Annotated in this window: 23 protein-coding genes; 17 read left to right on the top strand and 6 right to left on the bottom strand. The window is 51.4% G+C overall.

The window, feature by feature from the left end:
* Positions 1 to 29 precede the first annotated feature (29 nt).
* Entirely contained in the window at positions 30 to 419 is a 390-nt protein-coding gene (gene gloA2 / locus H144_RS0104170; RefSeq protein ID WP_019940780.1) for an SMU1112c/YaeR family gloxylase I-like metalloprotein, read from the top strand.
* Between the two features lie 12 nt (positions 420 to 431).
* Here the strand turns inward: gloA2 and H144_RS0104165 are convergent, their stop codons facing one another.
* Positions 432 to 914 carry a hypothetical protein gene (locus H144_RS0104165; protein WP_019940779.1) on the bottom strand — a complete coding sequence of 161 codons (483 nt, stop codon included), beginning with the start codon at positions 912 to 914 and terminating at the stop codon, positions 432 to 434.
* A gap of 351 nt (positions 915 to 1,265) precedes the next feature.
* Here H144_RS0104165 and H144_RS0104155 point away from each other — a divergent pair, with 351 nt between their 5' ends.
* From H144_RS0104155 to H144_RS0104140, 4 genes are all read left to right on the top strand, one after another.
* On the top strand, positions 1,266 to 3,557 hold the full coding sequence (locus H144_RS0104155; RefSeq protein ID WP_019940777.1) for a peptidylprolyl isomerase: 2,292 nt from the start codon (positions 1,266 to 1,268) through the stop codon (positions 3,555 to 3,557).
* A gap of 84 nt (positions 3,558 to 3,641) precedes the next feature.
* Positions 3,642 to 5,015: a peptidylprolyl isomerase gene (locus tag H144_RS0104150; RefSeq protein ID WP_033402417.1), complete on the top strand. Its 1,374-nt coding sequence runs from the start codon at positions 3,642 to 3,644 to the stop codon at positions 5,013 to 5,015.
* A 59-nt stretch (positions 5,016 to 5,074) separates the two neighbouring features.
* A complete protein-coding gene (locus H144_RS0104145; protein ID WP_019940775.1) occupies positions 5,075 to 6,037 on the top strand; it encodes an AAA family ATPase in 963 nt (320 codons plus the stop codon).
* 112 nt (positions 6,038 to 6,149) lie between these two features.
* Positions 6,150 to 7,742, top strand: a complete 1,593-nt coding sequence (locus tag H144_RS0104140; RefSeq protein ID WP_026350404.1) for an aldehyde dehydrogenase (NADP(+)) — start codon at positions 6,150 to 6,152, stop codon at positions 7,740 to 7,742.
* 1 nt (position 7,743) lies between these two features.
* On the opposite strand, the gene truA is transcribed toward H144_RS0104140, so the two are convergent.
* On the bottom strand, positions 7,744 to 8,490 hold the full coding sequence (gene truA / locus H144_RS0104135; protein ID WP_019940773.1) for a tRNA pseudouridine(38-40) synthase TruA: 747 nt from the start codon (positions 8,488 to 8,490) through the stop codon (positions 7,744 to 7,746).
* Between the two features lie 104 nt (positions 8,491 to 8,594).
* Here truA and H144_RS0104130 point away from each other — a divergent pair, with 104 nt between their 5' ends.
* The 4 genes from H144_RS0104130 to H144_RS0104110 all read left to right on the top strand — a co-directional run bounded on the left by H144_RS0104130 (position 8,595) and on the right by H144_RS0104110 (position 12,011).
* Positions 8,595 to 10,265 carry a glutamine--tRNA ligase/YqeY domain fusion protein gene (locus tag H144_RS0104130; protein ID WP_019940772.1) on the top strand — a complete coding sequence of 557 codons (1,671 nt, stop codon included), beginning with the start codon at positions 8,595 to 8,597 and terminating at the stop codon, positions 10,263 to 10,265.
* Positions 10,266 to 10,327: 62 nt separating this feature from the next.
* Positions 10,328 to 10,606: a type II toxin-antitoxin system RelE/ParE family toxin gene (locus H144_RS0104125; protein ID WP_019940771.1), complete on the top strand. Its 279-nt coding sequence runs from the start codon at positions 10,328 to 10,330 to the stop codon at positions 10,604 to 10,606.
* 5 nt (positions 10,607 to 10,611) lie between these two features.
* Positions 10,612 to 10,923: a HigA family addiction module antitoxin gene (locus H144_RS0104120; RefSeq protein WP_019940770.1), complete on the top strand. Its 312-nt coding sequence runs from the start codon at positions 10,612 to 10,614 to the stop codon at positions 10,921 to 10,923.
* Positions 10,924 to 11,486: 563 nt separating this feature from the next.
* Entirely contained in the window at positions 11,487 to 12,011 is a 525-nt protein-coding gene (locus H144_RS0104110) for a ferritin (RefSeq protein WP_019940768.1), read from the top strand.
* Between the two features lie 54 nt (positions 12,012 to 12,065).
* Here H144_RS0104110 and H144_RS0104105 read toward each other — a convergent pair whose 3' ends face one another.
* Complete coding sequence (locus H144_RS0104105) at positions 12,066 to 12,656, bottom strand: HPP family protein (RefSeq protein ID WP_026350403.1); 591 nt, start codon at positions 12,654 to 12,656, stop codon at positions 12,066 to 12,068.
* 245 nt (positions 12,657 to 12,901) lie between these two features.
* Between H144_RS0104105 and H144_RS0104095 the strand changes: the two genes are divergently transcribed.
* From H144_RS0104095 to H144_RS0104085, 3 genes are read left to right on the top strand one after another with little or no spacing between them, the layout of a single operon-like run.
* Positions 12,902 to 15,142, top strand: a complete 2,241-nt coding sequence (locus H144_RS0104095) for an FUSC family protein (RefSeq protein ID WP_019940765.1) — start codon at positions 12,902 to 12,904, stop codon at positions 15,140 to 15,142.
* A gap of 2 nt (positions 15,143 to 15,144) precedes the next feature.
* Entirely contained in the window at positions 15,145 to 15,354 is a 210-nt protein-coding gene (locus H144_RS0104090) for a YwbE family protein (protein WP_019940764.1), read from the top strand.
* A 35-nt stretch (positions 15,355 to 15,389) separates the two neighbouring features.
* Positions 15,390 to 16,253: a DMT family transporter gene (locus H144_RS0104085; protein WP_019940763.1), complete on the top strand. Its 864-nt coding sequence runs from the start codon at positions 15,390 to 15,392 to the stop codon at positions 16,251 to 16,253.
* Here the strand turns inward: H144_RS0104085 and H144_RS0104080 are convergent, their stop codons facing one another.
* From H144_RS0104080 to H144_RS0104070, 3 genes are all read right to left on the bottom strand, one after another.
* Complete coding sequence (locus tag H144_RS0104080) at positions 16,254 to 18,647, bottom strand: PAS domain S-box protein (RefSeq protein WP_157504548.1); 2,394 nt, start codon at positions 18,645 to 18,647, stop codon at positions 16,254 to 16,256. It abuts the gene before it with no gap.
* A gap of 51 nt (positions 18,648 to 18,698) precedes the next feature.
* On the bottom strand, positions 18,699 to 19,148 hold the full coding sequence (locus H144_RS0104075; RefSeq protein ID WP_019940761.1) for a response regulator: 450 nt from the start codon (positions 19,146 to 19,148) through the stop codon (positions 18,699 to 18,701).
* Between the two features lie 136 nt (positions 19,149 to 19,284).
* The gene (locus H144_RS0104070) at positions 19,285 to 21,669 is read right to left on the bottom strand and encodes a TonB-dependent receptor (protein ID WP_019940760.1); all 2,385 of its coding nucleotides are present in this window, start codon (positions 21,667 to 21,669) and stop codon (positions 19,285 to 19,287) included.
* 257 nt (positions 21,670 to 21,926) lie between these two features.
* Between H144_RS0104070 and H144_RS0104065 the strand changes: the two genes are divergently transcribed.
* The 5 genes from H144_RS0104065 (at position 21,927) to H144_RS0104045 (ending at position 26,258) form a co-directional block, all read left to right on the top strand.
* The gene (locus H144_RS0104065; RefSeq protein ID WP_019940759.1) at positions 21,927 to 23,255 is read left to right on the top strand and encodes an MATE family efflux transporter; all 1,329 of its coding nucleotides are present in this window, start codon (positions 21,927 to 21,929) and stop codon (positions 23,253 to 23,255) included.
* A 110-nt stretch (positions 23,256 to 23,365) separates the two neighbouring features.
* The gene (locus tag H144_RS0104060; protein WP_019940758.1) at positions 23,366 to 24,991 is read left to right on the top strand and encodes an NADP-dependent glyceraldehyde-3-phosphate dehydrogenase; all 1,626 of its coding nucleotides are present in this window, start codon (positions 23,366 to 23,368) and stop codon (positions 24,989 to 24,991) included.
* 170 nt (positions 24,992 to 25,161) lie between these two features.
* Positions 25,162 to 25,653, top strand: a complete 492-nt coding sequence (locus tag H144_RS0104055) for a DUF6934 family protein (RefSeq protein ID WP_019940757.1) — start codon at positions 25,162 to 25,164, stop codon at positions 25,651 to 25,653.
* 25 nt (positions 25,654 to 25,678) lie between these two features.
* Complete coding sequence (locus H144_RS0104050; RefSeq protein WP_019940756.1) at positions 25,679 to 25,882, top strand: hypothetical protein; 204 nt, start codon at positions 25,679 to 25,681, stop codon at positions 25,880 to 25,882.
* A 184-nt stretch (positions 25,883 to 26,066) separates the two neighbouring features.
* The gene (locus H144_RS0104045; protein WP_019940755.1) at positions 26,067 to 26,258 is read left to right on the top strand and encodes a hypothetical protein; all 192 of its coding nucleotides are present in this window, start codon (positions 26,067 to 26,069) and stop codon (positions 26,256 to 26,258) included.
* Positions 26,259 to 26,317: the final 59 nt, after the last annotated feature.

Genomic DNA, 26,317 nt, shown 5'->3' with positions numbered 1-26,317 from the left:
TCTTTGCGCCACATTCAAACGCCATTACAATGCTGCAACTTCAAGCCGTACACCATATCGCGATCATTTGCTCCGATTACGAAAAGTCTAAACGGTTTTATACGGAAGTCCTTGGATTTACGGTAGACCGGGAAGTATGCAGAGAGGCACGGGATTCGTACAAACTGGACCTGTCGCTCAACGGACAGTACGTTATCGAGCTATTCTCCTTCCCATCCCCGCCTGCGCGCGTATCGAGGCCGGAGGCGTGCGGGCTGAGGCACATTGCATTTAAAGTAGCGGATGTTGAAGCAGCGATCACCGCGTTAAATGCACAAGGCATCTTCCCAGAACCGATCAGGGTAGACGAGTTTACCGGCAAAAAATTCACATTCTTTGCCGATCCCGACGATCTGCCGGTTGAGTTGTACGAAATATAATGGATAGTGAGATCAGGCGGCGGCTGTAAGCCCGTAGTTGCGGCGGCCGCCCGATTCGTATTTGCACAGCATATCGTAGAATTCCGAAGTACGAACGAGGTGTTCGTCCATCAGTCGCTGTGCTTCCGGTTCTTTTTCGAGGTAATTCCGGACTGATTCATACATCTGAATAACAGCCGCTTCTATCTTTTTCAGGCAGGAAGCAACTTCTTCCTTGCCATTGACATTTTCCAGCATTTCAAGTGACGTCCTCGCCGCCAACTGGTTATGGTCGGTCAGTTCTTTGTCTGTCAGGAAGCATTTAAAGTAATCATACACCGACCTTATCTCTTTCTGAAAAAGTACGGCGCTCACGTGCCCCTGGCTCAGCACCCGCCTGAATGGGCCCATACCGTCTTTTTTCAATGCCTCCAAATACAGGATTTCCCTTTTCTTCTGCTCATTCCATAACGCCCGGATCATCTGAATGAACTCGTTTCCCTTGCTCTCCTCCATATACTGTAACTGTTAAAGCGTTTGTAGAATAAGTTCTTAAAAAACTGTACCTGAACGGACGCTAAATAACTGTTTTAATGTTATTTAAATACTAATTCCTCGTTAAGTCATAGAAACCATTCAATAAACTTTTTTAAAAATATCGGTTACAAAAATCACTGCATGAAGTGGGAAAATCTTGCCATAACGGTTCGTGGAAAAATGGGGAAATGTAGAATGGGGAAATCCACATCGCCCGCCCCATTTTTTTGTACTGAGCAGAAAGCGGCTAACTTTGCTGGCTTTACAATATTTGAGCACTTCAAGGGTTTAAACTAAGCAACCTGCGATAGCCTAATACAATTTCTGAATATGTCCAAAATCCAGTTCCATATTGGTCTCATTACCATTACCCTCGTCAGCGCGTGTAAAACCTCGGCCCCACCACAGCAAACGGTGACCGAAACCCAACCCCTGCTAGCCATCGGCAATGAGCAGTTTTCCATCGACGATTACCAGGATTCCTATAATAAGAACAAGTTCGCGTCCGATTCGACCAGGGCCCTGACGCCCGAAGAATACCTTCCGGTGTATACTGATTTGAAAATGAAAGTATTACAAGCCAAATCAGAAGGGAAAGACACCACGCTCGATTACCGGGAGGAGATAGCCTCCTACCGCGACCAGCTCGCCAAAAACCAGCTTATTGACAAGGACCTCGTTGAAAAGCTCACCAATGAGGCCTACAACCGGTTGAAACAGGAAGTGCGCGCGTCGCATATCCTCGTAGGCGTTTCGGAAGACGCCTCTCCTGCCGACACACTCGAAGCGCACCGCGCGGCAATCGCCCTGCGCGGCAGGCTGGAAGAAGGTACCGATTTCGGGGATATGGCCGCACGCTTCTCGAAAGATCCCGCCGCTAAAACGACAAAGGGCGATCTGGGCTACTTCACAGCATTCCAGACATTATACCCCATTGAAACAGCTGCCTACGCATTACCCGTCGGTAAAATCTCGCAGCCTGTGCGCACGAAGGCCGGTTACCACCTCATTAAGGTAAACGACCGCCGCGCGAACCGCGGCATGGTCCGCATTGCGCATATCATGGTAAAAGTGGACACCGCCGGTACCGCTGCGCAGAAAGAATCGGCCAAGGCGCGGATCGACGAGGCTTATGCACAATTGCAAAGCGGCGCCGAATGGAATATGGTTACCGACAAATATTCCGACGACCGCGAATCGCGCAAAAACGGCGGCCTGCTTCCCCTGTTCGGAACCGGCCAGATGGTACCGGAGATCGAGGAAGCCGCATTTGCATTGACCCGCCCCCAATCCTATTCGAAGCCCGTGCTGACGATGTATGGCTGGCACATTATCCGGCTCGTCGAAAAACGGCCGATCGAGACATTGACGAACATGGCGCCGATGCTGCGCAAAAAAGTGGTAACCGACTCGCGCGGCAAGGTAATCGAACAGGCCAATGCGAAGCGTTTGCGGGACAAATACGCCGTGCAGGAAGCCGCCGATCAATGGAAACTCGTGGCCGCGTTGGCGGATAGCACGCTGCGGACCGGCAAATGGGACTATCAGCGTGCGGTTTCGGCCGATTGGTCTAACATTACCCTGTTTCGCATCCAACAGCAGCCTTATGACGCATTGTCGTTCCTCAACTATGTAAAACGCAAACAGACGCCGCGCGCCAAAGATGCTTCACCGGAAGTCGTTTTCAGGAAATATTACACCGACTACCTCACCGAGGCCCTGACGGAATACGAAAAGGAGCATCTGGAAGAAAATAATCCCGAATTCCGCAGCCTGATGAACGAAATCCGCGAAGGTGTGCTGTTTTCACAGATCATGGAAGAGCAGGTATGGCAGCGCTCCCTTTCCGACTCTACCGGCCAGCGGAGTTTCTACGAAAGGAACAAAGCGCGTTATAACCAGCCCGAACGTGCACTGGCGACGCTGGTGGCTGCAAAAGACACGCAGACGCTGAACAGCATAAAGAAAACGCTGGCGACCAGCCCGTACAAGCTCGAAAGGAAGTCGAAAGAGTTGCTATTCCCCATCAACTCCGCCGAAATAGGCAACGAACAGCTCGACGCGCTGAACGATCTGTACATCATTATGGAAAAAAATGCGGATTATGTTGTGGAGATAGCCGGTTACCGGTCCGCCGACGAGCCCGAAATCATTTCTTCGACCCGTGTCCGCAATGTTGTCAAATATTTAAATGCACGAAACATCCCGATTCTGCGTATCATAGAAAAAGACTACGGTTCTTTCCGGCAATCGGCGGAGCCGGAGCGTAACCGGCGGGTGGCCTTCCAGTTTTTCAGCCAGTCGAAAAACGATGTGGAGAAGGTGTACAACACGATTACACCCGGTGCCGTAACGATCCGCGAGGGCTATTTCCCGAAAACCGATCCGCTTTTGAGCGGCGTCAAATGGCAGTCCGGAGAGCAGACGATCGCGGCGAACGGAAGTTTCCTTTGGGTGAATGTGGCGAAAATCGAGCCGCCGCGCCCGAAAACATTTTCGGAAGCCCGTGGAAGCGTGATCAACGATTATCAGAAAGAGCTCGAAAAGCAATGGGTGAGCCGCTTGCAGGAAAAATTCCCCGTGAAAGTCAATGCACAGGAATTAGAAAAAATTAAGCGTTAGCCGTATTTTAGCGTTTACAATTCATTTTTAGGAGTTTAATTGATAAAAACCCGCAATAATCCAAATCAGCATACAAGGAAGAATATGAAAGTAAATAAATGGATCGGGGCTCATTTGGTAGCCATTTTCATGCTGGCTTTCAGCGTGATAAGCTACGGACAAGGGCAGCAGGGAGTGAGCCTGGACAAGATTATCGCGAGGGTCGATAACCATTACATCCTGAATTCGGAGCTGGAAGAAATGTACAACCAGTACAAAGCCGAGGGCCGCTCGGCGCCCGAGAAATGCCAGCTGCTGGAATCCCTGATCATCAACAAAATGCTGCTTGCCAAAGCGGAAATCGACTCGGTGACGGTGGAGGACAAGGAAGTGGACGGTGAACTGAACGCAAAAATGAACTATATGGTCCAGCGTTTCGGGTCGGAAAAGAACATCGTCGAAGCGTACGGCAAAAGCATCGAAAACCTCAAAGGCGAGCTCCGTCAGCAGGTTAAAGAACAAAAAATCGTCGAGAAAATGCAGCGTACGATTTCCGGCAATGTGAAAATCACGCCGGCGGAAGTACGCAAATTCTTCAACTCTATTCCGAAAGACAGCTTGCCATACATTCCTTCCGAAGTGGAGGTGGGACACATTGTAAAGAAAGGTACGGTTACGCGCGAGCAGAAGGACAAGCTCCGGCAGCAGTTGCAGGACCTGAAATCGAGGGCGGAAAAAGGTGAGGATTTCGCCATGCTGGCCCAGATTTACTCCGAAGACCTTGGCTCCGCCAAAGTAGGCGGCGACCTGGGCTTCGCCAAACGCGGACAAATGGTGCCCGAATTTGAGGGAGCTGCGCTGGGATTGAAACCAGGAGAAATGTCCAGCATCATCGAATCGCAGTTCGGCTTTCACCTTATCAAGCTCGTGGAAACACGCGGTGCGGAATACCATGCACGGCACATCCTGCTTCGCCCGGATTACAACAAAGGCACGGACATGACCGCCGCCACCCGCGCGCTCGACAGCCTCCGCGTGCTCATCAAAAGCGACACATTGAAATTCGCGAAAGCGGCATTGGATAACTCCGACGACAAAGAAACCGCAGAATCCGGCGGCCTCATCCAGGACAGAAGTACCGGCCAGTCAAAATTGACACTGGATGCTTCCATGGACCCGGCGCTGTATTTTGCCATCGATACCATGAAAGTCGGCGACCTGAGCATGCCGGTATCCTACCGCCTCGAAGACGGCAGCAGCGCGATGCGCATCCTCTGGTACAAAAGCAAGTCGGAACCGCATACGGCCAACCTGCATGACGACTATGAAAAGCTGTCGCAGATCGTACTCAGCAACAAGCGGAACAATGCGCTGGAAGAGTGGTTCAAAAAAGCGCAGGGCGATGTGTACATCAGCATCGAACCCGAATACCGGAATTGCAAAGTGCTGGGGCTGGTCGCCAAGGGGGACGATTTGTAGCAATTCCCGGCGGCAATCATCGCTTTTTAACGAGTTGAAAATCTAAACCAAACCATAACGTGAAGTATTCATCGGACGTAGAAGCTGCCGAAGCTATGAAAGTAGCTTATGATAAAATCCGGAGTGAGATCGGGAATGTGATTATCGGACAGGACGAAGTTGTAAAACGATTGCTCACCGCCATTTTTTGCCAGGGGCACTGCCTGCTGGTAGGCGTACCGGGGCTCGCGAAAACGCTCCTGATCCAGACCATCGCTTCCTCGCTCGACCTGAATTTCAACCGGATACAGTTCACGCCCGATTTGATGCCTTCCGACATTCTCGGTTCGGAAACGCTCGATCAGAACCGCAATTTCAAATTCATCAAAGGCCCGATCTTCGCCAACATTATCCTGGCCGACGAGATCAACCGGACGCCCCCTAAAACGCAATCGGCATTGCTCGAAGCGATGCAGGAGTATTCGGTGACGATTGCCGGTGCCAAGCATTCGCTCGACAGGCCTTTCTTCGTACTCGCCACGCAGAACCCGATCGAGCAGGAAGGGACCTATCCCCTGCCCGAGGCGCAGCTCGACCGCTTTATGTTCATGATCCAGCTCGATTACCCTTCCTATGCAGAGGAAGTGAGCATTGTAAAAAATACGACGACGGACGTCCGCTACCAGGTACAAAAGGTGATCAGCGCAGAAGAGATCACGGATTTCCAGCATCTGGTGCGCCGCGTGCCGGTAACTGATCACGTGATCGAGTATGCCGTGAAACTCGTCCATAAAACGCGCCCGAACGGAAGTCTGGCCATTAAGGATACCAACGACTACCTCGAATGGGGAGCCGGGCCGCGGGCCTCGCAGTCGCTTATCCTGGCCGCGAAATGTAATGCTTTGCTTTCGGGCAAGTATTCACCGGATATCGAGGACGTGCAAGCTGTGGCGCTGCCGGTACTGCGCCACCGCATTATCCGCAATTTCAAGGCGGAAGCGGAAGGTATATCGGTCGATGATATCGTCGGACGTTTGCTTTAAACCGGACATCAGAGCAGTAGAATTTACTATTTCCATCGTCTAAGTTTGTGTCGTTCCCGAATGGCACAAACTTTTGTTTTTTACGCAAAACCACACATTCCACATCATCGCAATGACGACCATTCAAGGCAAAAACTTCATAGGATACGCATTGTCGGCCGAAGGCGGCCGCAAGTTCCAGGCATACGCGCCCGCCACCGACACATTTCTACCGGAAGCATTCCATTGTGCCACGCCGGACGAAGTGAACAAGACCATGGCGCTTGCCGAAAAAGCGTTCGACGAATATTCGCAAGTTCCGGCCGCCAGACGTGCTGATTTTCTGATCGCCATTACCGAGGAAATACTCGCATTGGGCGACCAGCTGCTCGAACGCGCCAACCAGGAAACAGGGCTTCCCATTGCCCGCCTGCAAGGCGAACGCGCCCGGACGATCAATCAGCTAACGCAATTTGCTGATTTGCTGCGCGAAGGTTCGTGGGTGGAAGCGTCCATCGATACCGCCCAGCCCGACCGCGCGCCTGCACCTAAACCCGATATCCGCAAAATGCTGGTACCGATCGGGCCGGTGATTATGTTTGGTTCGAGCAACTTTCCATTCGCCTATTCGGTAGCCGGCGTGGATTCCGGGCCTGCATTGGCTGCCGGAAACCCGTTGATCGTGAAAGCACACCCTGCTCACCCGGGTGTGAGCGACCTCACCGCGCAGGCGATCGCACGCGCGGCGCAACGCACGGGCATGCCCGAGGGCACGTTCTCGATGCTGTATGACGATGGATTTGAGGTGGGGGCGGCGCTGGTCAAACATCCGGCCAGCAAGGCGGTCGGTTTTACCGGTTCCTACAAAGGCGGAATGGCATTGTACCGGCTGGCGCAGGAGCGTGAGGAGCCGATCCCGGTGTTCGCGGAAATGGGTAGTGTGAACCCGATCGTCGTACTGCCCGGCTACCTGCAAAAGAATGCCGTGGAGCTGGGCAAAACGCTGGCGGGTTCGGTAAGCCTCGGCGCAGGGCAGTTTTGTACCAATCCGGGCCTGGTGTTTATCACGAAATCTGAGGGATTGGATGCATTTCAGGACTCTTATAAAACCGAAATCCTCCAAACTTCCTCGGCTACGATGCTCACGGCGGGAATTTGTAAAAATTACTATAAACTGCGCGGGCAAGCATTAGCACAGCCGAATGTGTCGGCGCTGGCCATTTCGGAGCAGCATTCCGAAGGTAAAAACCAGGCGGAAGCATCCATAGCATTGGTTTCGGGCAAAGACTTTATTGCCAATCCTAAGTTACACGAGGAAGTTTTCGGACCATTTTCGCTGCTGATCGTTTGTGAAGATACCGACGAACTGTATGATGCGGTTTTGCATTTGAAAGGACAGCTGACGGCGACCTTGATCGCCGAGGAGGTCGAGGTAACGGCATATCCGAAAATCGTGCGGCAGCTGGCCAAAATCTCCGGCCGCTTTATCCTGAACGGCGTACCTACCGGTGTGGAAGTTTGCCCTTCCATTCATCATGGCGGCCCATTCCCGGCAACGGCGGATTCCAAATTCACGTCGGTCGGCCGGCATTCGATTTTGCGTTTCGTACGGCCGCAATCGTTCCAGAACTGGCCTGATACGCTCCTGCCCGATGAATTGAAGAATGCCAATCCGCTCGGCATTTACAGGCTGGTGAACAATGTCCAAACCCGCGACGCGATTTGATTTATCCTAAAAGCGAATCGGGATAGCCTACTTCCACGAGAAACAAACCTTCTGCCGGGGCCTGCGCTCCGGCATTTTTTCTGTTACGCGAAATGATGACCTGCTCAAATTCCGCGGTACTCATTTTCCCGCGGCCCACTTCGAGCATTGTGCCTACCAGCGCACGTACCATCCCGCGCAGAAAGCGGTTGGCCTTGACATGGAACACGAGCATATCGCCCGATTCTACCCAGCGGGATTCGGTAATGGTGCAGCGGAAGTTGTTGACGTTCGTGTGGATCTTGCTGAAACTCTCGAAATCGGTATGAACGAGCAGCAATGCGGCGGCTTCGTTCATCCGCAGCACATCCAGGTTACGGCGCATAGGCGTAGCGAGATCGGTCAGAAACGGGTTTTTCCGAAAGGTAATGCGGTACTCGTATTTTCGGTGCGTGGCCGCAAAGCGGGAATGCACCTCGTCGCCAACGGGGATGAGCCTTGTCACGGCAATGTCCTTCGGAATGAGCGCATTCAGTTTATATACGAGCAAATCGGCGTCTTTCACCGCTTCGGGCAAATCAAAATGGGCGAATTGTTGTTCTGCATGGACACCCGCGTCGGTGCGGCTGCTGCCGGTAAGCTCCACGGGCATACGCAGGACTTTTGCCAGGGCTTCTTCCAGCACTTCCTGAATGCCCAAGGCATTGTTCTGCTTTTGCCAGCCTGCATACCCTGTGCCGCGGTAACTGAATTCTATAAAATAACGCATGCCGCAAAATTAAGCCAAACCTCCGGATTTACGATTTCGCGGGGCCGATTGCGGAATTTGCAGGAAGAAGGTTAACTTTGAAAATTGGAAAATTTCATTTTAGTATGATTACGGAAGAGAAAAAAGAAGAGAAAAGCCTGAATTTTATCGAGGAGATTATTGACGCTGACCTTCAATCAGGAAAATATACCCGGATTATTACGCGCTTTCCACCCGAACCGAATGGCTATCTGCACATTGGGCATGCTACCAGCATTTACCTCAATTTCGGGCTGACCAAGAAGTTTCCGGGTTATACCAATCTGCGATTTGACGATACCAATCCGGTGACCGAAGACACCGAATACGTTGAAAATATCAAGAATGACATCCGCTGGCTGGGTTTCGAATGGGAGAACGAGAACTACGCTTCTGACTATTTCGATACCCTTTACGGCTATGCGGTGAAGCTCATCAACGAAGGGCTGGCCTACGTCGACGATTCCACTTCCGAAGAAATCGCCGCATTGAAAGGCACGCCTACGGAGCCAGGCAAAGACAGTCCCTACCGCAGCCGCAGCGTAGAGGAGAATCTTGCACTTTTCGAACAAATGAAGAGCGGCGCATTCCCCGATGGCAGCCGCACCCTGCGTGCTAAAATCGATATGGCGCACATCAATATGCTCATGCGCGACCCGATCTTGTACCGGATCAAGCATGCGCACCATCACCGTACCGGCAACAAATGGTGCATTTACCCGATGTACGATTTCGCCCACGGCCAAAGCGACGCGATCGAAACGGTAACGCATTCGATCTGTACGCTGGAATTCGCGCCGCACCGTGAGCTGTACGACTGGCTGATTGAAAAACTGGGTATTTATACTTCGCACCAATATGAATTTGCCCGCCGCAACCTGAACTACACCGTAACCAGCAAACGCAAATTGCTCCAACTGGTGCAGGAAGGCCATGTAAGCGGCTGGGACGACCCGCGTATGCCGACTATCAGTGGTATGCGTCGCAGGGGCTATTCCGCATTCGCGATCCGTGATTTCTGCGATCGCATCGGTGTAGCGAAACGCGAAAATATGGTGGACGTAGGGCTGCTGGAATTCTGCGTTCGGGAAGACCTGAACAAGAAAGCATTGCGTCGCATGGTGGTGCTCGATCCGCTGAAAGTGGTCATTACCAATTTCCCGGAAGGCGTTACCGAAATGTGCCACAGCGAAAATAACCCGGAAGATATTTCAACCGGCAACCGCGAAATCCCTTTCACCAGGGAAATCTTGATCGAGAAAGAGGATTTCATGGAAATTCCTTCGAAGAAATACTTCCGTCTTGCGCCAGGTAAAATGGTGCGCCTGAAAGGTGCGTACATTATCCAGTGCGACGATTTTGTGAAGGACGAAAACGGCGAGATCACCGAAGTGCGCTGTACCTATGTTGAAAACAGCAAAAGCGGACAGGATACGACGGGTATTAATGTAAAAGGAACGCTGCATTGGGTTTCGGCGCAGCACGCGCTGGAAGTGGAAGTACGCCTGTACGACCGCCTGTTCTCTGTCGAAGATCCATCTGCCGCAGAGGGTGATTTCAAAGATTACCTCAACCCCGATTCCCTGCATGTGATCACCGGCTATGCAGAACCTGCATTGCTCGAAGCACAGGAAGGCGAATCGTTCCAGTTCCTTAGAAAAGGCTATTTCGCAAAAGACCCCGACAGCACCGAAGGCCAACTGATTTTCAACAGAACATCGACATTGCGCGATAACTGGGCGAAAGCGGCCAACTAACTTTCTTCCCGTCGACTTATATCGACGGCTGAGGATTTTGACTTTTGATTTACACACACATTATGATTGTTTCTATCCGGCACAAAGCATTGCTGGCATTTTACCGCGATGGTAACAGTGCTAAATTGCCGGCAGCGTATGTACGGAAAATCAATCGGATACTCGACCAGCTGGATGCTGTTACAGGTGTGGACGATATTTTGCAGTTGGGCTCGGGAGTTCATAAATTGACGGGAGAACTGACCGATTTTTGGTCCATTAAGATTTCTCCGAATTTCCAGATCATTTTCCGGTTTGAGAATGGTGACGTTCATGATATAGATTACCTCGATTACCATTAACAGCTATGATCAAGAGAAATTTACCGCCCGTTCATCCCGGCGAGATATTGAAAGAAGAATATATTGCCGAACGCGGCCTCACAATTACCCAGGTAGCCAAAGGACTCGGCATCAGCCGGAGCAGCCTTTCAGCCATCGTCAATGAGCAATCGGGCATTACGGCGGAAATGGCCGTGAAGCTTTCCGAGGCATTCGGTAACTCTTCGCAATTTTGGATCAACTTGCAGACTAATTTCGATATCTGGCATGCCGAGCAAAACGTCGACCGCACGGTAATTACTCATTTCTGGAACGACCCTAACCGGCAATCCGCATAATCTCCATTTCATTTAATTAGATTGCTTACAAATAAACTTGCTTCGCAAAAACTTTGGGTCTATCTTTGTGGTACAATTTCCACGATTCAAATTCCTTGCTGTCAGTGAATACCCAGAATGAATTGTTCAGTACCGCGAAAGGTTACAGCGTACAGTGTGATTTAACTTCCCGAATTGTTCTTCACTTTGGCGAACTCCAGGCCTCTTTCAAAATTCTGGATTTTCTGAATTTCCGTCGTTTCATTAACAGCATCGACATCCACAGCAAAATCTTCGACCTATCCGACGAGTCTGACTATGAGTTCGTTGAGGTTCCCCGATTGAACACGGGCCACAAAATGACGCTCTGCGAAGTGATCCAGTTGCGCGAGCTTGTGAACGGTACGCACTTCGCGATCGAGCTCAATTCCATGCTTCACCAGGTGCTCTTCATGGAGCGAGAATTAGTCTAAATTACTCATTCAGACTATATTAGACCGTTTCCAAATTTCTAAAACGATTTGGAATCATGAACTTTCGCATGATATTTGCACTTGTTAAGACACGAATAAACAAGCAAAATCATGAAAGACTTACTCAGAGCACGTACTTCCCTCAAAGAGGAGATAGAGATACTTTTGAACAACCAGGTGAAGATGGAAGCCGAAGCTTCCGCCAAATATCTGGCCATGGCGTCATGGTGTGACCGCAACGGTTTCAAGCGCAGCGCCCACTATTTCCTGAAACAATCTGACGAAGAACGCGGCCACATGCTGAAAATCTTCAACTACCTGATGACAGTAGGCGGAACAGCGATTTCTCCGGAAGTATCAGGCGTGAAACAGGAATATCCTACATTCAGAAGCGTTTTCGAGACTGCATTGCAAAGCGAAATCGCAGTAACACAATCGATTAACCGCATTGTGACTGCCGCCCGCAGAGAAGAAGATTACGGCACCGAAAACTTCCTGCAATGGTTCGTAAGCGAGCAGATCGAAGAAGAAGACAACGCACGCCGCGCGATCGAGCTGTTCGACGTGATCGGCGAAGATGGCACCGGATTGTACGAAATCGACAAAGCGATCAGCAAAATCGGTCACGACGAATAATAGCAAGATTTGACCTTGCAAAAATAGCTGCCCGAAAGAGCAGCTATTTTTGTTTTAAACCCTGGTGAAATACTTCCGCTCCCATACTTTGTACCAGTTTTTGTTGGCGGGGTATTTGCGGTGGGCGGCAAAACGGTTCACCGCCACGGCCACGAAAAGCAGGATCAGTACACCGCTCAGTACCGGGCTCAGCACATACATATAACCCAGCGCCTTGATTTTCTCGGAACCGATATTGGCAATGAGCGCCGTAGCGCCGCCCGGCGGATGTAGTGTTTTGGTCACCTGCATTAATACAATGGATATCGAAACGGCGAATGCGGAGGCCACCCAGATCTGATCGGGAATGATCTTATGCACCGTCACACCCACTAGCGCACATAGCACGTGCCCGCCTATGAGGTTACGCGGCTGCGCGAGCGGGCTGTTCACGATGCCGTAGATGAGCACCGACGAGGCCCCGAAAGAGCCGATGAGGAACAACGAGTCGGAATCGGTGAACTGTCGCTCGTTGAGCAATCCGATAAGGCCGATACCGAGAAATGAACCGATAAAAGTCCAGAAATGGTCCTTAAAATCGATTAATGTCTCTTTGTAAACTACGTAACGGACCAATCTGGCGTTACGTCTGATCCTTTTTCTCAAAACTCGAAAACTTTTTTGTTGAAGTCGCTCAAAATAGAACTATAACGGGATGGCAATGGTTCGGGAATTAGCCGGGCAATCAGAATTTTCTGCCGGACGCCCATCCTATTCCCTTTCAAAGATACTAAAAACGGCCCATGCCGAAATGTTATCCCACTTGGCGTAGCCTCAAAATTTGGTACAGCTTTTGTTGGTTGTGAGATTTAAAATAGTAGTATTGCAATAGTACACCGTGTCCTGACTCTATGAATTACCTCGACGAGTTCAAAAAATTTATTTCCAGCCATTACCTGTCGACCGGTGTACGCCTAACCCTGGGAACGGTCATCCCAAGCCTTATTTTTCAGCACTACGGGATTCTGAGCGAGATGATTGCATTTCCGCTCGGCACGCTGCTCATCGGCGGAACGGACAATCCCGGCCCCTACCACAGAAGGCGCAATGCATTGCTGGTTGCCATTGCCACCTGTTTTGTCGTCGCGTGCGTGACGGGCTACCTGCGGCATTTCCCATTGATCATTTTCCTGGAAATCATCGTCTTCGGGATGTTTTTCTCGCTCGCAGGCGTATATGGCAACCGCGTGAACAGCATCGGGCTTATTTCGCTGCTCGTTTTTGTATTTAACATTGATGACCACCTCAGCGGCGACATGGTGTTCCGTACCGCGGCGATCTTTTCCGCCGGCGGGATCTGGTACTTCATATTGTTCATGGTTTTACAAAAACTATTGCCCTACAAGCTCATACAACAGCTTTTGGGAGAAAATTTTGTAGAACTGGGCAAATTGCTTTCCATTAAGGCTGACTACTATTTTGCCAATCCCAACTACGACGAGCTGTTCAACCGGATGGTGCACCAGCAGGTGATCCTCCGCGAAAACCATGAAAACCTGCGCGAAATCCTGTTCAAGACCCGGGAGATCGTAACCGAATCGACCACCAAGAGCCGTATTCTGATGCTGATGTTCCTGGACAGCATCGACCTTTTCGAACGCATCCTGAATTCGCAGCAGAATTACGCCAACCTTCACCGCGCATTCGACCACACGAAGGTGCTGCGGCTGTTCGGTACGTACATTACCTGGCTGGCGGCGGAAATTCAGCAGATCGGGCTGGCCGTACAGAGCGGGTATGCATCCCATCCGCGCCACGACCTCGACGAAGCGTTCAACAAATGCCAGCGTGCCTTCGAGCGGATGCGCGAGCATAAGATGAACCACGATAATATGGAGGATTTCATCATGCTACGCCAGATCCTGAACAGCTTGCAGGACGTGACCGAGCGGGTGAAAAAGCTGCACAGGGCCACGAAATACGAAGCCGACGTGAGTACCGACTACAAACTGACCGTCGAAGCGGAGGATTTTACACCCAAACAGGACTACCATCCGCGCATCCTGCTCGATAACCTTTCGCTGAAATCCAGCCATTTCCGGCATGCGGTGCGCGTTACGCTGGGTTTGCTGGCGGGTTATACCGCGTCGCTCTTCTTTGCAGTGGGGCACGGTTACTGGATTTTGCTGACGATCGCCGTGATCCTTAAACCCGCATTCAGCATTACCAAGCAGCGCAACATCCACCGCATCGGCGGCACCATGCTGGGCGTGGTGATCGGTTTTCTCATGCTTTACCTCATCGATGAGAGCACGCCGCTGTTCATTTTCATGATGATAGCCATGATTTTGGCATACAGTTTCCTGAAAATCAATTATTTCGTCGCTTCTACGAGCATCACGCTGTATGTGATCCTGTCCTTCCATTTCCTGAACCCGCAGCATGTGACGGCCGTGCTGCAAGACCGCGTCGTGGATACGGTCATCGGTTCGCTGATCGCCTACGTTATTTCTTCCTACGTGCTGCCCGTCTGGGAGCATTCGCAGATCAAGCAATATATGAAGGAAGCCCTCGAAGCAAACCGGCGGTATTTTGACCTCGTAGCCGCTAAATTTACAGGAAAACAGCTGGATATCAACGAATTGAAAGTATTGCGCAAGAACGCGATCATTGCGATGGCCAACCTCTCGGACAACTTTCAGAAAATGCTTTCCGAACCCAAGCGCCAGCAGCTGAATATGGAGGAATACCACCAGTTTGTGGCGACGAGCCATATGCTCACTTCCTACATCGCGTCGCTGTCGACCTATGCGCAAATGCTGGAATATTCCGAATTTTCCGTCGAATTCGAACTGATGATCCGGCAGATCGACCGCCAGTTGCAGGCCGCGACGGACATCATCGATGGTAAAACCGGCAACAGCCTGGAAATCGTGCGGGAATCGTTGCCGCAGAACCAGCGCCTGATCGAGCTGCTCGCAAAGCGGAAAAAGGAGATCAAAGAGCTCGGTATCGAGGTCGCCGACCAATCCCCGGCGCGCAAAATGCTGTCGGATTTAAAAACGATCAATGGCCTTTTCGAGCTGATCAGCACCATTTCGATCGATGAAATCAAGATTTTACAAAAAATAAAACCCGCGAAAGCGGCATAGGCATGTCTTCACTGTCAGGCACAGAAAGAAAGAATATCGCACCGGGACTTTCCGTCTCCATCGTGCTCAAAAAAGACCAGCGTTCCGGCAAGCTCACCCAGGGCATTGTAAAGGACATTCTCACAAAAGCACCCGTACACACCCATGGCATTAAGGTACGGCTCGAATCAGGCGAGATCGGAAGAGTGAAAGTGATTGGTGCCGAAGATTAAGGATCGCTTATCTTTGCCCACAATTTATCCGATTTATGTCAAATCCCCGCGTTAACCTGATTATCGGGATTATCAGCATCAGCATTTTTCCTGTCCTGGTTAAATGGGCGCCCGTTTCAGGCGTTACCTCCGCATTTTACCGCATGTTTTTCGGGCTGGTGTTCTTGCTGCCTTACGTGGTTTTTCGGAGAAAGTTCACCGTGCCGTGCGCGGCGCTGTGGCTGCCTATCGTGCTCTGCGGCATCATTTTCGCTACCGATATTGCCGTCTGGAACCTCTCCATTCACTATTCCAATGCAACCCAGGCCACGTTGCTTACCAATCTTTCGCCCGTGTGGGTGGGCATAGGCACATTCCTCTTCTTGCCCGACAAACCCGGCCCGCGCTTCTGGCTCGGCACCCTGGTCGCGCTCGCCGGAATGGTGATATTGATTGGTTTTGAAACATTTGCGACCATGCGGTTCGATCTCGGTTTCGGATTGGCCGTCCTATCCGGCATATTGTACGCCTCGTATATGCTCATTAGCAAAACGGTTTTGAACAAAATCGACATTGTGAGCTTTATGACGGTCAGTATGGCCGTTTCCAGTGTCTACTTGTTTGCGATCTGCCTCATCTTCGATCATCCGGTCCGGCATTTCGAACCGGTAATATGGGGTGTTTTCGTCGTGCAGGGATTGATCTGCCAATTGATCGGCTGGCTTACGATCAGCTCGGCGGTGAAGCAACTGGACGCCAAAAGCGTTTCGCTCAGCCTTTTGAGCCAGGCGGTGGTGACGGGGCTTTTCGCGTGGATTTTTATTGGTGAAAAGATCACCCTGCAAATGATCGCCGGCGGCGTAGTGATCTTGCTCGGGATCGCAGTTACCTATTCCGGGCGTTCAAAAAGCAATGCGTGATCAGCCCTCCGCAGGCAAATAAATGATAAATGTAGATCCCGCTCCCGGCTTTCCGACGGCGTCGATCAGGCCTTTGTGGTTCTCCACGATTTTTTTGCAAATAGCCAGACCAATGCCTGTACCTTCGTAGGCCGAACGGTTGTGCAGCCTTTGAAATACCTGGAAAATGCGGTCCTTGAACTGCGGATCGAAGCCAATGCCGTTGTCGGAGAAGGAAATATACTGGTAATTCGTCGTCGGGTCGGCTTCCGCCAATGCGATGGCCGCGCCTTCCACCTCTCCCGAGCGTATCTCGATCATCGGTGCCCTGCCCGGACTTACAAACTTCAACGCATTGGCAACAAGGTTCATAAACAACTGCTCAAACTGGTACGCGATCACATAGCGTACCGGCAACTCATCGCTGGTAATAGTCGCATTCTCAGCCTGGATCACATCGCTCAGCTGATCTTTCACATTCTGCAAAACCTGGTTCAGGTCGGTACTCTCGAGATGCTTCTCGGCCACGTTGGCGCGCGAGAATGCCAGCAGATCCACAATCAGCTGCTGCATACGTGTGGACGATGCCTGCATCCTTTGAAAATAATCTTTACCCCGCTCCGACAAATTCCCGGTTTCCGTTTCCAGTATCCGCGTCGCAAACGTCTGGATTTTCCGCAACGGCTCCTGCAAATCGTGGCTGGCCACGTAGGCAAACTGCGCCAGTTCCATATTGGTGCGCACCAGTTCGCTATTCGCTACGATCAGCTGCTGTGTCCGCTCCTGCACCTTCGTTTCGAGCTGGTCGATAAAGAGGCGGTTATCGTGAATGTCCGAACTGGTCCCTACCCACATCCGGATCGTTCCGTCGGCGTCGTTCTGCGGGATGGCTCTGCATTGGTACCAGCGGTACTCACCGTCAAAACGTTTTAACCGGTGCTCGAACATGAAATCGGTACCATGCTCGACGGAATACATCCACAGCCGCTGGTTCTCGGCCCGGTCGTCGGGGTGTACGGCCTGTATCCAGCCATTCATTTCCAGCTCCTCCGGCGCCAGGCCGAAATAGTCGATCATCGAGCGGTTGAAATAATTCAGCGTACCCTGGGTGTCGCTCGTCCACACAAACTGCGGCATGGAGTCGGCCAGGGTGCGGAATTTACCTTCGCTTGTCTTCAAGGCGAGTTCCGACTCCTTGCGGTCGGTAATGTCCATCATCGTACCCAGCATGCGCAGCGGCACCTGATTTTCGTCAAAAAACACCTTGCCCTGAGTCCTTACCCAGTGAATGGATTTGTCCTGGTGGATAATGCGTGCTTCGTAGTAATAAGTGCCTGTTTGCAGCGCGGCGTGGAAAGCCTTTTCAATGATCGCCGTACGGTCCTCCGGCATCACCTGGTCGCGCATCTGAGCGTGGGTAAGCACGGTATTTTCATCATATCCGAAAATTACGGCCAGTCTTCCCGAATGGATAATTTCACGGGTCTGGAGATTCAGGTCCCATGTAGCGAGCCGTGTTCCGTCGGTAGCGAGTGAAAGGCGGTCGGCCGTTTCGGCGAACTGCTGGCGAAGGGTGACTTTGTCGGTCACATCATTCACCGAAGCCATAATACCCGACACGCTGCCGTCCAGTTCCAGGATCGGTGCATATTGAAAGTCGAGGTAATGTTTTTTCAGGCCGCCGGGACCGTCCACGTAGGCAATCGCTTCATTCTCACGATATATTTTAGCATGATCGTACACATCGTGCAGCAGATCGATGAACTTTTGCCCTTCCAGCTCGGGGAACACGTCTATCAGTCGCTTTCCCACGACGGCATCGAGGCGCCGCCGCCAGATGTTCAGCATACTTTCATTGGCAATACTGATCACAAAATCACGGCCTTTCAGGATCGCCTTGGCAAACTGGGATTGTGTAACGAGGTTCCTGAACTGGTTTTCACTGCTTTGCAATGCCTGTTTGGACAAAACCTGCTGCGTTACTTCCGTAGCCACCACCATCACGCCCGACGCGTGCTCCGATTCTTCAAAAAGCGGCTGGTATACAAAGTTGAAAAAGCATTGCTGGGGCGTCCCGAAGCGCCGGAGCGTCACCTCGAATTCGTTACCGTGGTAGGCAATGCCGGTGTGCAGGACATTGAGCAGGATAGGTTCCACATAGGTGCGAACCTCGGGCAGACCGGTAAACAGCGATTTCCCCACGAGCTCGTCTTCTGTTCGGTCGACAATGCTCAGGTAGGCGTCGTTTGCCATTTCCACGACAAAATCCTCCCCTCGGAGGATCGCCATGCCCACGGGCGCCTGCTTGACGGTATTACGAAACTTGCTTTCGTTGTCCTGCGCGGAATTCACCCGTTCTGCGGGCGGTGTGCTGTTTTCAGAAGAATGCTGATGCAAATTTTTCGACTTGTCCACCTGTTTCAAGAAGAAGATACTTTCAAAAATAAGCGGACAAGTCGGGAGAAGTCAATATTGATAATAAAAGTTTTCGGGAGCCGGCGTCCAATTGTGCTTCGTCCAGTCGATATCCAGGATTTGTTTGATCGCCTGTTTCAGTTTCGGGAACGATCCTGGTTTGCGGATGAAGAAATTGGCTCCTTTTTCGTGCACTTTCCTGACCATTTCTTCCTGCCCGGTCGTAGAGAAGATCACCACGGGGATGTCCTCCCAGGCTTTGGTTTTGCGAATATGGTCGAGGCACTCGAAGCCGTTTTTACGGGGCATATTCAGGTCCAGGAAAATTACATCCGGCGGAGGCGGCACTGTTTTTTCCATCAGATCAATCAGCTCGACCCCGTCATTAGCCGTAAGCAGTTCTGCCGAAAGGCTCACCTCTCTCAGCGCATCTTCGAAGAGCATGCAGTCATCCTCGTCGTCGTCCGCCAGGTAGATAGATTTATTTGGTTTTGTGCTCATAACCTACATTAAGTATTCTTGAAATAACATAAACGTTGCTCAATACATTCAACCTAATCGAGGTGCAGTAGCGATCAATCCCTGTGTTAGAAGATACAAGTTAGGCAATAAAACCGTTAACTAAATTTATTTTACATTAAAATTCACCTTCCAGGCTCTCTTTCGGCTTCTTCTTGGCCTGGTGCAGACGGTAGTTCAGCGTCAGGTTTATTTGTCTCAAACGCCCCTGCGAACTGTTACGTGCATAAAAATTAGCCCCCTCGGTGATGGACCGGAATTTCCGCGAATTGAAAACGTCCACCACCGTGAGCGTCAGCGTGCCATTCCCACGCAAAATGTCACGCGTGGCCGCCAGATCGAGTGTAGCCAATGCTTTGCGGCGGCCCTGCGGCGTTTGCTGCGGCGCCTCGTAGTTGCCCCTCAGCTGCACATCCGTATTTTTCCAAAGCGTAAACCGCGACATGGCCCGCACAAACCAGCTGTAAGTATCGCTCTGAAATTCCTCGTCTACGCCCGTTCCGTCGATAATCGAGCGGAAAAAGTTGGCGCTGCCATCGAGCTTCCACCACGGATAGGGATTGAAAGAGCCCGTAAATTCGGCACCGTAGGCATCTTCCGTCCCCAGGTTTTCGGGGCGTGTATAAGAGCTGCCGTCGTCCTGCACGGTGCGGATGCTAATGATTTTGCCGTTGGTATGGCGGTAGTAAACAGATGACGTGAGCGAACCCTTATTCATATATTTCACGTGCCCGAACTCGAATGCATTCGTGAATTCGGGGTTCAAATCAGGGTTACCGCTCCAATAATTACGGTTATCGCTGTAAGTCGCAAACGGCGTCAGGTCGTTGTACTGCGGCCTGCGGACGCGACGGCTGTAACTAAGCTGAAATGCATTCTGCTTCGCAAAGTCGTAGGTGACGTGCACGCTCGGAAAGAGGTTCGCATACTTGCGGTCGTTGACCTCGCTGGTCGTTCTCAATGTCGTTGTAACACCCGTCCATTCGGCCCGCACACCGCCCTGGTAGGAGAATTTGCCGGTTTTGTTGCCGATCATGCCGTACAATGCATTGATATTCTCTTCATACAAAAAGTCGTTGGTCAGCCCCGGCAGCGTGACCCATCCGCCGTCGCTCGTTTGCTGCGTCACGGTGTAGTCGTTCGTCATATCCCGCGAACTGCTGCGCCCGCCCGCCTCGATTTTACCATCCTTGCCGAACGGGTGCACATAATCGACCTGGAAAAGCAGCTGCTTCTCGGTTTCATAGTTCACGGCCCGCTGCAGCAGCGGCGGAATGCCCGACGGGCCGCCATCTGGTTTGTACACGTTTTCATGATAATACTGGTCCGAATCCTCCCAGTTATCCAGGTAGCGTACATCGGCGGTAAACTCCTGCCCTTTCCTGTTGAATGTTTTTTTGTAGGTCAATGCATATTCTGCATTCGGTTCCGTCTCCGTTTCGTCCTGTGTACGGCGCGTGTAGCTCGTCATATTACCCAGGTTGGAGAGGTAATCGCGGTAATCGAGGGTCGAAAAGCGCTTGCCCTTGCTCGTGCGCCAGGTGTAAGCGGCCGTGAGGACGTTTTTGGTATTGAAATAATAATCCAGACCACCGCGGGCGCTGTTGGCCATGCCTTTGAGATTACTCTTCATATCACGCTCCATGATGAACGTGGAATCGTTGCGGTAGAGCTCCTGGTAGACGAAATTCTTGCCCGGCGTGTTCCGGTACGACATCGTGTAGTTGATGAAGAAATTGAGGTTTTTCTTTCTGTAATTGATATTGGCTGCGCCGCCAAAGTTGGTAGGGTGCCCGGTAATAATGTCGAACGAGCCGTTGACACCCTCTTTCCGCTCTTTTTTCAGCACAATATTGATCACGCCGCCCATCCCCTCAGCCTCATACCGCGCCGACGGGTTAGTAATGATCTCCACCCGCTCGATCATACTCCCCTGCAACTGCGCCAGCCCGCTCGCACCTTTGATGCTCACAAGCCCGGATGGCTTTCCATCGATCAGGATGCGCACATTGCCGCTGCCGCGCAGGCTTACATTGCCTTCCACATCCACGGCCACAGAAGGCACGTTCGTGAGAATGTCTACGGCCGTACCGCCCGCATTAGCCAGGTCTTTGCCAACATTAAAAACTTTCTTGTCCAGCGAAAGCTCCATCGAACTCTTCTCGGCCTGCACGGTCACCTCGTCGAGCGTCCGGGCCGACGCCGCCACCTTGATCGCGCCCAGATCGAGCGGTGAATTGGCGGCACTCACTTTTATATTAGTAGTATAATTCGGCTTGTAACCGATGAACTCCGACAATGCATAATAAGTACCTGCCGCAATGTCGACAATGAACCCGCCCGTCTCGTCGGTAATCGCGCCCGACACGAACGAGCTATCCGTGGTTTTGAACAGCCGGATGCTCGCGTAGCCCAGGGGCGCGTTGCTCGCACCGTCGATAATCTTGCCGGTAACCTTCAATTTCCCATTATTCTGCGCCACCGCCGGCATTGCCGCCAGCATTCCCAATACCCACATAACCCTTACAAAACCACGCGACTTTCCCTGACGAAAGCCCTGCTTCAAACTGCTCCTGATAGCCATTATCCCGTTGTAATATTTTCTCAAATGCTTTAAAAAGTTGCTACCATTACAAACCCTTTTGGCCCGCCGTTTTACTCTACCTTAATGATATATTAAAATGAACTTTCCGCCCGGCATTCCGACCCTGTACCGGATTTCCATACCTTTGCATTCTTTTTGCACATCCGCACAACGCCATGAAGAACGAAGCATCACAAACTCTACGACTCGCATTCCCTATTATCATCGGAGAACTGGCCCAAATGGCCCTCCACCTGATCGACAGCGCCATGGTAGGCGCCATCAGCTATAAGCAACTGGCTGCGGCGGCACTGGTAATCAATGCGATGAACATTCCGTTCGTGATCGGGATCGGGATGACGATCTCCGTCTCGCAAATGGTATCGCTGGCCAACGGCCGGCGCGACGCCCAGCAGGTTTCGCATTATTTATTCAATGGCTTCTGCCTCTGTACGCTCACGGCGCTTGTTATTTCCTGCACATTGCTGTTCGGCAAAGATTACCTGCGCAACCTCGGCCAGGACCCCGAAGTAGCGGAGCTGGCGATCCCGTTCATGCGGCTGATGGGCCTTTCCATTATTCCGATGCTCCTTTTCATGACATTGAAGCAGTTTGCCGACGGTTTGGAACACACGCGCACGGCGATGATCTTCTCGCTGGCCGGTATGCCGGTCAATATCCTGCTCAACTGGCTGCTCATTTACGGCAACTGGGGTTTTCCGCGCCTGGAACTGGAAGGCGCAGGCTGGGCCACACTCATTACCCGCACGATGATGTTCCTCGCATTGCTTTTCGTGATTTTGAAGCACAAAACTTTTGAAAAATACATTGCCGTAAGCCGTAACCAATGGTATTTCAAAGCGCAAACCTGGCGCGAGCTGCTGCATATCGGCGTGCCGAGCAGCTTGCAAATCGGCATGGAAGCGGGCGCATTCGCCGTATCGGGCATTATCATCGGCACATTGGGCGCCGTGGCACAGGCGTCGCACCAGATCGCGCTCAGCTGCGCGTCGTTTACATTCATGGTATCGATGGGCCTGGCGCAGGCGGGTTCCATCCGCGTAAGCAATGCGCTCGGCCGCAGCGACTGGAAGAAAATTTTCGTCATCGGCAAGAGCACGCTCATTACCGCGCTGATTTACGGCACCCTCTGCGCGATCATCTTCGGGGCATTCCGCAACCTGCTGCCCAAGGCATTCAACGACAACACCGAGGTAGTGGCATTGGCCGCATTACTGCTCCTTTTCGCTGCCGTTTTCCAGATTTCGGATAGCACCCAGGCCATCGGCGCGGGATTATTGAGAGGTATCAAAGACGTAAAAACGCCCACGATCCTGATCGGTATCGCCTATTGGGTAATCGGTATCCCGGTAGGCTACACGCTCGCGTTCCATTTCGGGATGGGCGCTTCGGGCATGTGGCTCGGGCTGATCCTCGGTTTGACGATGGCGTCGATATTCCTCATGACGCGATTCTTCAAAATGACAAGAAGAAATCGGATTTAGACAAAAGTTGATCAAAATCAGACTTGTTGATAAGGATAAAAATGCGAAACTTCGTCATTATCCCAGTGCGCTTTTTTTAAATCAATTCTTATCCACAAAAATCTGGTTCAATGGATTTCAATTCCACGTTAAAGAACATCTTTGTTGAAGAAAAAGACATTCCTGCGGAGTTCAGCCTGCCTGCGCTGATCCACCAGCGCGAGTACCTGTCCAATGGCGAAATGAAAACCTGGGACGGCCCCGTCCACGAGGTGTATTCTCCGATTTGCATTAAAACTGAAAACGGCCTCGAACGCAAGCTCATTGGAAGCTACCCTTTGGGAACTGCCGTAGAAGCCGCCGAAGCGCTGGACGCCGCCGTGGCCGCTTACAACAACGGCCGCGGCGAATGGCCTACCATGGGCGTCGCCGAACGCATCCATTGCGTGGAGCAGTTTACCGGGCGCATGATCGAGAAAAAGGACATCATCGTCAAGCTTATCATGTGGGAAATCGGCAAGTCGTTTGCCGACTCGGTGAAGGAATTCGATCGTACGGTAGAATACATTTATGCCACGATCGACTCGCTGAAAAACCTCGACCGCGACTCGTCCGGCTTCGATATCGTCGACGGCATTGCCGCACAGGTACGCCGCTCGCCCCTGGGCGTGGTACTGTGTATGGGCCCGTTCAACTACCCGCTCAACGAAACTTTCACTACCCTGATCCCCGCACTGATCATGGGCAACACGCTGCTTTTCAAACCGCCGAAATTCGGTACGCTGCTGCATTACCCATTGCAGGAGGCTTTCCGCGACTGTTTCCCAAAAGGCGTCGTGAACGTGATCTACGGGCGCGGCAACACCGTCGTCCCTGGCCTGATGCAATCCGGCAAAATCAACGTCCTGACGCTCATCGGTTCGAGCAAAGTGGCCAATGAGTTGAAGAAATCCCACCCGAAAGTGAACCGCCTGCGCGCGGTACTCGGCCTGGATGCGAAGAATGCAGCTATCGTCACGCCCGACGCCGACCTTGGCCTTGCGGTGAAGGAAATCATCACCGGCTCGCTATCGTTTAATGGTCAGCGTTGTACGGCATTGAAAATCGTGTGGGTACACCGCAGCGTCGCCGACGCGTTCCTCGAAAAATTCAGCGCGGCGGTAGCGGAACTGAAATTCGGCATGCCGTGGGAAAAAGGCGTATCACTTACCCCGCTGCCCGAAACCAATAAAATCGAATACCTCACCGGCTGCATTGCCGACGCCGAAGCGCACGGCGCGAAAGTGGTGAATGAAAACGGGGGCAAATCCGAAGGCTCATTCTTCTACCCGGCCGTCGTATACCCGGTAAACAGCGATATGAAGCTTTACCACGAAGAGCAATTCGGCCCGATCGTGCCCGTGGTACCGTTCGACGACCTGGAAGAAACCATCGAATTCCTCATCGAATCGACGCACGGCCAGCAAGTGAGCATTTTCAGCAACAATGCCGACGAAGTAGCCTCGCTCATCGACCCTCTGGTAAACCAGGTAAGCCGTGTGAACATTAACACCCAATGCCAGCGCGGCCCGGATGTCTTCCCGTTCACGGGCCGTAAGGACAGCGCCGAGGGTACCCTTTCCGTCCCCGACGCCATTCGCGCATTTTCGATCCGCTCCCTGGTCGCCTTCAAAATGAATGACGCCAACAAGCAGCTGATCAACGAGATCGTACACGAGGACACGTCGAACTTTCTGAGCACGAAGTTCATCTTCTAGCCACTCATTTCCCGGCCGCAAACCAGAAGATAAACCGTTCCCTCAATGCCAAAAAGCACGTTCAGCAACCTGGACGGGCTTTTTCTTGCCGGAGGATAAGTGGTGGCGGGCGGGGCGGATAGGGAATGGGGTTGGGGCGCTTTGGTAAGTGTTTCGAGCACACTATCCATATGAATAAAGACATTTACCACTTCCAAAGTATTGAAGATTCATCGCTATACACATTTACAAGTGAGGGTATTCACGGAAAAATCCATAAAGTGGTTCTCATGAGCCCGCTTATCGATGAGCTTAATGCCCATTTCGATCCACTTTTCAATCTGGCGTTTGGCGATATCGTTCGCTTGAAGGATAGCTGGGTACTCGATGATAGCATCAGGACAGGAAATGGGGACATGCCCAAAGTGATTGCAACGGTAGCTGCCATTGCCATAGCTTTCCTGGAAAAACATCCGCACAGCACACTGTCGTTTCAGGGATACATGGATCCGAAATCAGCATTTTTAGGCAAAAATCAACGGAACATACTCTATCAACGGGGAATCAATTCAAACTGGGAAGAATTGTCGGCTAAGCTACGATTTTGGGGCGTAAAAGCAGGAAAATTCGAGAGCTATACGCGAGGAAGCACATATGACCGGATATTGGCAAATCGCAAATAAATCTTTAACTTAACATCATCACAGTATGAAGACTTTTATGGAAAAGCAGGAAAATGTGGATCAGGATGCGTGGATTGAAGATCTTCTCAAAGACAAAGAAAAATTCATTGAAGGGATCAAAAACTCACCCGCCGTCATAAAAAAAAACCGGGAAGCCATTGAACAATTATCCAAACTCAAACCGCCTTTCCCTTGGATTGACGATTGTTCAAAGCAGAATGTCAGTTAGGCTCGCAATGCATTAGTATTCAAAAACACCATGATAACCACACACAGAATGCATATTCAAAAACCCGTTCACATCCTGAACGGGTTTTTTATTTACCGCAGGATAATCGGTGTTTTTGACGACGGATAGGCATTTGGGTAACATTGTTTAAATTAATGTAACACTATAAACACATGAAAACAGGATGAGAAACCTTGAACCAATTGACCGCGAAGAGTGGATCGCAGAACTTCTTAAAGACAAGGAAAAAACTTACGAAGCGCTCAAAAATTCTCCTGCGCTGAAAAGAAGAAGGGAAAAAGCAGCAAGAGCACGGGCAAAGCAGAAGCAGACGGTTCCGTTGGAAAATGATTCCCAAGGCAAGGATGAGCAATAAGATTTCCCTGCAAAACATTCGGCCCGGTATGATACCGGGCCGAATGTCCACCTAGTCCA

Origin of the sequence: Dyadobacter beijingensis DSM 21582, from assembly GCF_000382205.1 — a bacterium.
Classification (GTDB): domain Bacteria; phylum Bacteroidota; class Bacteroidia; order Cytophagales; family Spirosomataceae; genus Dyadobacter; species Dyadobacter beijingensis.
This window is presented reverse-complemented; position numbering and strand designations above follow the sequence as displayed.

Excerpts from the sequence above, each read along its gene's own strand:
- gloA2 (WP_019940780.1), top strand. The coding sequence starts at position 30 with ATGCTGCAACTTCAAGCCGTACACCATATCGCGATCATTTGCTCCGAT.
- H144_RS0104165 (WP_019940779.1), bottom strand. The coding sequence starts at position 914 with ATGGAGGAGAGCAAGGGAAACGAGTTCATTCAGATGATCCGGGCGTTA.
- H144_RS0104155 (WP_019940777.1), top strand. The coding sequence starts at position 1,266 with ATGTCCAAAATCCAGTTCCATATTGGTCTCATTACCATTACCCTCGTC.
- H144_RS0104150 (WP_033402417.1), top strand. The coding sequence starts at position 3,642 with ATGAAAGTAAATAAATGGATCGGGGCTCATTTGGTAGCCATTTTCATG.
- H144_RS0104140 (WP_026350404.1), top strand. The coding sequence starts at position 6,150 with ATGACGACCATTCAAGGCAAAAACTTCATAGGATACGCATTGTCGGCC.
- truA (WP_019940773.1), bottom strand. The coding sequence starts at position 8,490 with ATGCGTTATTTTATAGAATTCAGTTACCGCGGCACAGGGTATGCAGGC.
- H144_RS0104130 (WP_019940772.1), top strand. The coding sequence starts at position 8,595 with ATGATTACGGAAGAGAAAAAAGAAGAGAAAAGCCTGAATTTTATCGAG.
- H144_RS0104125 (WP_019940771.1), top strand. The coding sequence starts at position 10,328 with ATGATTGTTTCTATCCGGCACAAAGCATTGCTGGCATTTTACCGCGAT.
- H144_RS0104120 (WP_019940770.1), top strand. The coding sequence starts at position 10,612 with ATGATCAAGAGAAATTTACCGCCCGTTCATCCCGGCGAGATATTGAAA.
- H144_RS0104110 (WP_019940768.1), top strand. The coding sequence starts at position 11,487 with ATGAAAGACTTACTCAGAGCACGTACTTCCCTCAAAGAGGAGATAGAG.
- H144_RS0104095 (WP_019940765.1), top strand. The coding sequence starts at position 12,902 with ATGAATTACCTCGACGAGTTCAAAAAATTTATTTCCAGCCATTACCTG.
- H144_RS0104090 (WP_019940764.1), top strand. The coding sequence starts at position 15,145 with ATGTCTTCACTGTCAGGCACAGAAAGAAAGAATATCGCACCGGGACTT.
- H144_RS0104085 (WP_019940763.1), top strand. The coding sequence starts at position 15,390 with ATGTCAAATCCCCGCGTTAACCTGATTATCGGGATTATCAGCATCAGC.
- H144_RS0104075 (WP_019940761.1), bottom strand. The coding sequence starts at position 19,148 with ATGAGCACAAAACCAAATAAATCTATCTACCTGGCGGACGACGACGAG.
- H144_RS0104070 (WP_019940760.1), bottom strand. The coding sequence starts at position 21,669 with ATGCTGGCGGCAATGCCGGCGGTGGCGCAGAATAATGGGAAATTGAAG.
- H144_RS0104065 (WP_019940759.1), top strand. The coding sequence starts at position 21,927 with ATGAAGAACGAAGCATCACAAACTCTACGACTCGCATTCCCTATTATC.
- H144_RS0104060 (WP_019940758.1), top strand. The coding sequence starts at position 23,366 with ATGGATTTCAATTCCACGTTAAAGAACATCTTTGTTGAAGAAAAAGAC.
- H144_RS0104055 (WP_019940757.1), top strand. The coding sequence starts at position 25,162 with ATGAATAAAGACATTTACCACTTCCAAAGTATTGAAGATTCATCGCTA.
- H144_RS0104050 (WP_019940756.1), top strand. The coding sequence starts at position 25,679 with ATGAAGACTTTTATGGAAAAGCAGGAAAATGTGGATCAGGATGCGTGG.
- H144_RS0104045 (WP_019940755.1), top strand. The coding sequence starts at position 26,067 with ATGAGAAACCTTGAACCAATTGACCGCGAAGAGTGGATCGCAGAACTT.